The sequence below is a fragment of the Pseudooctadecabacter sp. genome (assembly GCF_020627745.1).
Lineage (GTDB): Bacteria > Pseudomonadota > Alphaproteobacteria > Rhodobacterales > Rhodobacteraceae > Octadecabacter.
In genome coordinates this window covers 1-5,219 of sequence record NZ_JAHDGE010000067.1, presented here as the reverse complement: position 1 = coordinate 5,219, position 5,219 = coordinate 1, and the positions used below count along the sequence as shown (strand labels likewise).

Below are 5,219 nucleotides of genomic sequence, written 5' to 3'. Positions count from 1 at the left end.
AGACGCATGCCCAATAAAGATCAACACCGACCAAAGGGGTTACATGCCCCCGCGCCAGCCTTATAGTCGCGCCAACAGGTGAACAGGCACAACCAATGGCAAAGACGAAGACACAGGACGTTTCCGATTTCGACATCGTGGCCGTGGGGCAAACAGGCCGCTTGCAATACGAGGCGATCCTGCTGGCGGCATCATTAAAAGAAAAGGCGCCGTCGTTTCGGGGCACACTTTATATTGCCGAACCCCGCCCCGGTCCGCTGTGGTCCCGCGATCCAGGCATGCGCGGCGACATCAAAGCCGCGTTGGAAGGTTTCGGTGCAACGATCCTGCCGTTTGAAAACACGGCCTTCGGCGAAAGCTACCCCCACGGCAACAAGATCGAAGCGCTGTGTGCCATGCCCGAGGGGCGCAATTTCCTGTTTCTGGATACTGATACATTGATCGTGGGCGATCTGGGGACGCTGGACACCGACTTCAGCCGCCCCTCGGCCTCCATGCGGCGCACGGGCACCTGGCCTGAAGAAGAACTGTATTGGCCGGGCTACACGGCGGTCTGGAAATCGCTTTACGACAAGTTCGGGTTGGAGTTTGACAGCACCCTCGATCTGTCCCAACCGGATGAATATTGGGAACGGTATCTCTATTTCAATGCAGGTTGGGTGACGGGCCACGATGCGCCGGCCTTTGGCGCACGCTGGCGCGATTGGGCCGTGGACATTCGTGACAACCACCCTGAGGAACTGGTGCTGCAATCCTTCGATCCGTGGTTGGACCAGATCGCCCTGCCCCTTGTGATCCACAGCTTTGGCGGTGGGCGACCCGGTGATGATCTTGCGGGTTTGGATGGGGATTTGACCTGCCATTACCGGATGCTGCCGCTGCTGTATGCCCGTGAGGGGGATGCCGTGGTCGAGGCTCTGGCGGAGGTTGCGGCCCCCAACAAGGTCAAAAAATGGCTCAAGCAATATGACCCGTTCAAGCGGATGATCTATCAGGAACGCGGATTGAAGGTGCGCGATCTGTTTGACCAGAACGACCTGCCCCCACGGGAACGCCAGATCCGCAACACGATCAAGCGCGAAGGCTTCTGGATGCGCTAGGGTCTTGTGTCGGGGTCGATCTGACGATCGGGTCCTGCGGACGGCGGGGGGGCAAATTTTCTGGCGAAAATTCGGGGTCTGTACCGGAGGGGGCGTTGTGCGGGGCGTCTTTGGGTTTTTAGGTATTTTTGAACCAGAGAAACACAGAGGGGCCAAGTTGACGCAGCTGTGAGTGGCCCAAATTGCGCGGCGAGGATATGGGCAGAATATGATACGCATGATCCTTATGGTTCTGGCCGTCGTTCTTGCGCCCGTGGCGGGCGCGGCCTGCAGCGGGCAGACCGCCTGCACGTTGGGCGACCGGTCCTATCATCTGCGCGCGCCTGATGGGTGGGACGGTGTCAGCCCCCTGCCCGTGTTGCTGCACTTTCACGGCTGGGGCCGCCAAGGCGGGTTGATTGTCCGTCATGACCGGATTGCCGTGCGTGCTGTGGCCGAGGATGTGTTGTTGGTGGCGCCCAATGGTCTGGGCGGCAGTTGGGATTTCAGAGCCGCGGGTTCGCGCGATACCGCTTTTGCGCGGGCCGTGCTGGAGGATTTGGCGGCGCGGTATCCGGTGGACCCTGACCATATCTTCGTTTCCGGCTATTCCTATGGCGCCTATATGGCGTGGCGGTTTGTTTGTGATGATGGGGCGGATATTGCCGCCCTTTTGGCTGTGGCGGGGAGTTTTTCCGCCGGTGCCGCATGCGATCAGGCCCCGCGTGAAGCGAGACAGGTCTACGGGTTGGACGATCAGGTTCTTGATTTTCCGTTTGGGCCTCGCGGTGAGACCGATACGCCTGTCGCCCTTTGGCGTGACCGTTTCGGGTGCGGCGACGGGCAGGATCAGGGGCCTTGGAACGCGCGGCCGTTTTTGACGTTTCAACGCACCGTCTGGGACTGCCCCGGTGGCCATGTGACATTGGATTTGCATCCCGGTGGGCATTTCATTCCCCATGACTGGATCCCCATTCAGGTTGAGCAAATTCTGTCCCAGCGCGATTGATCGAAACATCCGTTTGATCTGGGTCTTGTCGGTGGACTGTGCGTTCTTTCGCCCCTGCGTGCCGTTGAGGTTGCCGCGCCCCTTGCGTAAGGTCGCGCCAAACCAAGGGAGATCACCATGACCGACACGCCAAGCTACGGCTTTGACACGCTGCAAATTCACGCAGGCGCCCGCCCCGATCCGGCCACAGGCGCGCGCAACACGCCGATTTACCAAACGACCGCCTATGTGTTCCGCGATGCGGACCACGCGGCTGCATTGTTCAATCTGCAAGAGGTTGGATACATCTATTCGCGTCTGACCAACCCCACCGTGGCCGTGTTGCAAGAACGTATCGCCACGCTTGAAGGCGGTGCAGGTGCCGTGTGCTGTTCGTCGGGTCATGCAGCCCAGATCATGGCGCTGTTCCCGATCATGTCGCCTGGCATGAACGTTGTGGTGTCCAGCCGTCTTTATGGGGGCACGATCACCCAGTTCAGCCAGACCATCAAACGGTTCGGTTGGGAGGCCAAGTTCGTCGACATGGACGATCTGGACGCTGTCAAAGCCGCAATCGACGACAACACACGCGCGGTTTTTGGCGAAGCCATCGCCAACCCCGGCGGTTACATCATGGATGTGCGCGCCATCGCCGATATCGCGGATGCGGCGGGTGTGCCGCTGATCATCGACAACACCACGGCCACGCCGTACCTGTGTCGCCCGATCGAACACGGGGCCACGCTGGTGGTGCATTCCACGACCAAATACCTGACGGGCAATGGATCCGTTACCGGCGGCTGCGTTGTGGACAGCGGCAAATTCGACTGGGCCGCATCCGACAAGTTCCCGTCCCTGAGCGAGCCTGAGCAGGCCTATCACGGCCTCAAATTCGCGGAGACCTTCGGCCCGCTGGCCTATACGTTCCATGGCATCGCCATCGGTCTGCGCGATCTTGGCATGACGATGAACCCGCAGGCCGCGCATTACACGTTGATGGGGATCGAAACCCTCAGCCTGCGCATGGATCGCCATGTTGAGAACGCCACCAAGATTGCCAAATGGCTCGAGGCCGATGACCGAATTGATTATGTGACCTATGCGGGTCTTGAAAGCTCCCCCTATTTTGATCGGGTGAAGGACGTCTGCCCGCGCGGCGCGTCGTCGCTGTTCACCTTCGCGGTCAAGGGCGGCTATGACGCCTGTATCAAGCTGGTCGATGCGTTGGAGATTTTCAGCCACGTGGCCAACCTGGGCGATGCGCGGTCGCTGATCATCCACTCTGCCTCAACCACCCACCGCCAGTTGACGGCAGAGCAGCAAGAGGCTGCAGGCGCGGGTCCGGGCGTGGTGCGGGTGTCTATTGGTCTGGAAGACGCAGATGATCTGATCGCGGATCTGGATCAGGCGTTGTCGAAGGCTGTTTCCTAATCCCATTCAACGACTTACAGAAACATATTAATGTCGAAAGGGCCCCGAAACCGGGGCCCTTTTTCATTCCACAATCGCGAATACCATGGTGATCGAAGCGCTCAATTCAATCTCGCCTGCGGCCACCGGCACATCGAACGACGGGGCGGAGGCCATGGCCTCCATCATCACGGGTTCCGCGCGAAACGGCTGGTAGCCCCCGCCGCCCTGTTCCGAGATCGACAGCACATCGCCCATGGCAACACCCGCGGCCTCCGCATAAAGCCCCGCCTTGCGCATGGCCTCTGCCACGGCACGGCGGCGCGCCTCATCGGTGGCGGCCTTCGGGTCCTGAAGGCCGAATGTGACGCGGTCCAGCCGGTTGGCCCCGTCCCCCACAAGGGCCGCCAGCAGCCCGCCCAGACGGTCCAGATCATTGACCTGCACGTTGACGGAATTGAATGCCCTGTATCCCACGATCTGTTGCCCCGAACTCAACGCGCTGTTCGAATATTGCGGCTGCAGGCGCACCGCACCGGTCTGCACATGCGCGGGGGCCACCCCCTCCACGTCAAGGCGCGCCAGAATGGCCAAAGTTGCCGCACTGGCTGCATCCAACGCCTGCGACGCCTCGATCCCGTCTGTCTGAACGCCCACGCTGATCGTGGCCATATCTGGCGCCACCGTGATCTCGCCCGTGCCGGTCACGGTCAGAATGCGGTCCATGTCGGCATGGGCCGACAGTCCGGCCATGGTCAGCAAAACGGTCAGCATCATCAGGGGTAAATAGCGGCGCATACCTCGCCCTCCTTTGTCATCTGTGTCCCCTTATGACGTATGCCAGCGCCGCGGCCTTGGGGGAAATACGAAAATTTGTCCCGCTTGGCCTGCGCGAAACCTTGCTGTAGCGTTGCGCCTGTTATGAATGGGGAGTTTGCACCCCTGCCTGAGGATGCTAAATCACCATCATGAAACCGAATTTTGCCTTGTCCTTGTCGTTCGACGGCCTGCGCCTGATGCACCGTGTGGACGGTGGCTGGCATCTGGTCGGTCAAGTGGCGTTGGACGATCCCGACTTGCCCGGTGCCCTGACGCGCCTGAAGACCGCCGCCGAAAGCCTTGATGCGGCACCGTTTTCCACCAAGCTGCTGATTCCCAATGAGCAGATCAAATACATCGCCCTCGACACGACCCGCGCCGAAGACGACGACGTGCGGGCCGCCTTGCACGGGGCCACGCCCTATGCGGTGGACGATCTGGTCTATGATTTCGCCAAGGGAGGGGGGCGCACGTATGTCGCCGCCGTCGCCCGCGAGACACTGGAAGAGGCCGAAGGTTTCGCCGCCGAACACGGGTTCAACCCCGTCAGCTTTGCCGCCGTGCCGGAGCCCTTCACCTATGTGGGCGAGGCCTATTTCGGCCCCGTCGGGGGCCATACCGTCGCGCGCGACGACGAGGCTGTCGTGGTCATCGGTGAGGCGGATGTGACCCTTCCCGCCGTTCCGGTTGCGGATGAGGCGACGCCCGCCATTGCCGACCCGCAGCCCGACGCGGACGCCCCCCGTACCGACGCTGCAAACGACACAACCGCCGAAGACCCCCCGACCTTCGAGGACCTTCCCGTACCACCGCCCGCGCCGGACGCGGACTTCATCCCCGATCCCGCGCCACAGGTCCCCCCCGACGCCGAGCCTGAGCCTGAGCCTGAGCCTGAGCCTGAGCCTGAGCCTGAGCCTGAGCCT

At 61.4% G+C, this 5,219-nt stretch carries 4 protein-coding genes and 1 pseudogene; 4 read left to right on the top strand and 1 reads right to left on the bottom strand.

Annotated features, from left to right (window positions below; translation table 11 throughout):
• The first annotated feature begins 95 nt into the window (after positions 1–95).
• The 3 genes from QZ653_RS14765 (at position 96) to QZ653_RS14755 (ending at position 3,498) form a co-directional block, all read left to right on the top strand.
• Positions 96–1,100 (top strand): hypothetical protein, encoded by a 1,005-nt coding sequence (locus QZ653_RS14765; RefSeq protein WP_296421253.1) that lies wholly within the window; start codon positions 96–98, stop codon positions 1,098–1,100.
• A 208-nt stretch (positions 1,101–1,308) separates the two neighbouring features.
• Positions 1,309–2,088 carry an alpha/beta hydrolase family esterase gene (locus tag QZ653_RS14760; RefSeq protein ID WP_296421251.1) on the top strand — a complete coding sequence of 260 codons (780 nt, stop codon included), beginning with the start codon at positions 1,309–1,311 and terminating at the stop codon, positions 2,086–2,088.
• Between the two features lie 117 nt (positions 2,089–2,205).
• Positions 2,206–3,498, top strand: coding sequence for an O-acetylhomoserine aminocarboxypropyltransferase/cysteine synthase family protein (locus QZ653_RS14755; RefSeq protein ID WP_296421248.1), 1,293 nt, complete (start codon positions 2,206–2,208; stop codon positions 3,496–3,498).
• Positions 3,499–3,561: 63 nt separating this feature from the next.
• Here QZ653_RS14755 and QZ653_RS14750 read toward each other — a convergent pair whose 3' ends face one another.
• Positions 3,562–4,275 (bottom strand): SIMPL domain-containing protein, encoded by a 714-nt coding sequence (locus QZ653_RS14750; RefSeq protein ID WP_296421246.1) that lies wholly within the window; start codon positions 4,273–4,275, stop codon positions 3,562–3,564.
• A 170-nt stretch (positions 4,276–4,445) separates the two neighbouring features.
• Here QZ653_RS14750 and QZ653_RS14745 point away from each other — a divergent pair.
• Positions 4,446–5,219: pseudogene (locus tag QZ653_RS14745) on the top strand (hypothetical protein); the annotation flags it as partial.

Bases quoted from the DNA above. Each gene is read 5' to 3' on its own strand.
- QZ653_RS14755 (WP_296421248.1), top strand. From the start codon at position 2,206: ATGACCGACACGCCAAGCTACGGCTTTGACACGCTGCAAATTCACGCA.
- QZ653_RS14765 (WP_296421253.1), top strand. From the start codon at position 96: ATGGCAAAGACGAAGACACAGGACGTTTCCGATTTCGACATCGTGGCC.
- QZ653_RS14760 (WP_296421251.1), top strand. From the start codon at position 1,309: ATGATACGCATGATCCTTATGGTTCTGGCCGTCGTTCTTGCGCCCGTG.
- QZ653_RS14750 (WP_296421246.1), bottom strand. From the start codon at position 4,275: ATGCGCCGCTATTTACCCCTGATGATGCTGACCGTTTTGCTGACCATG.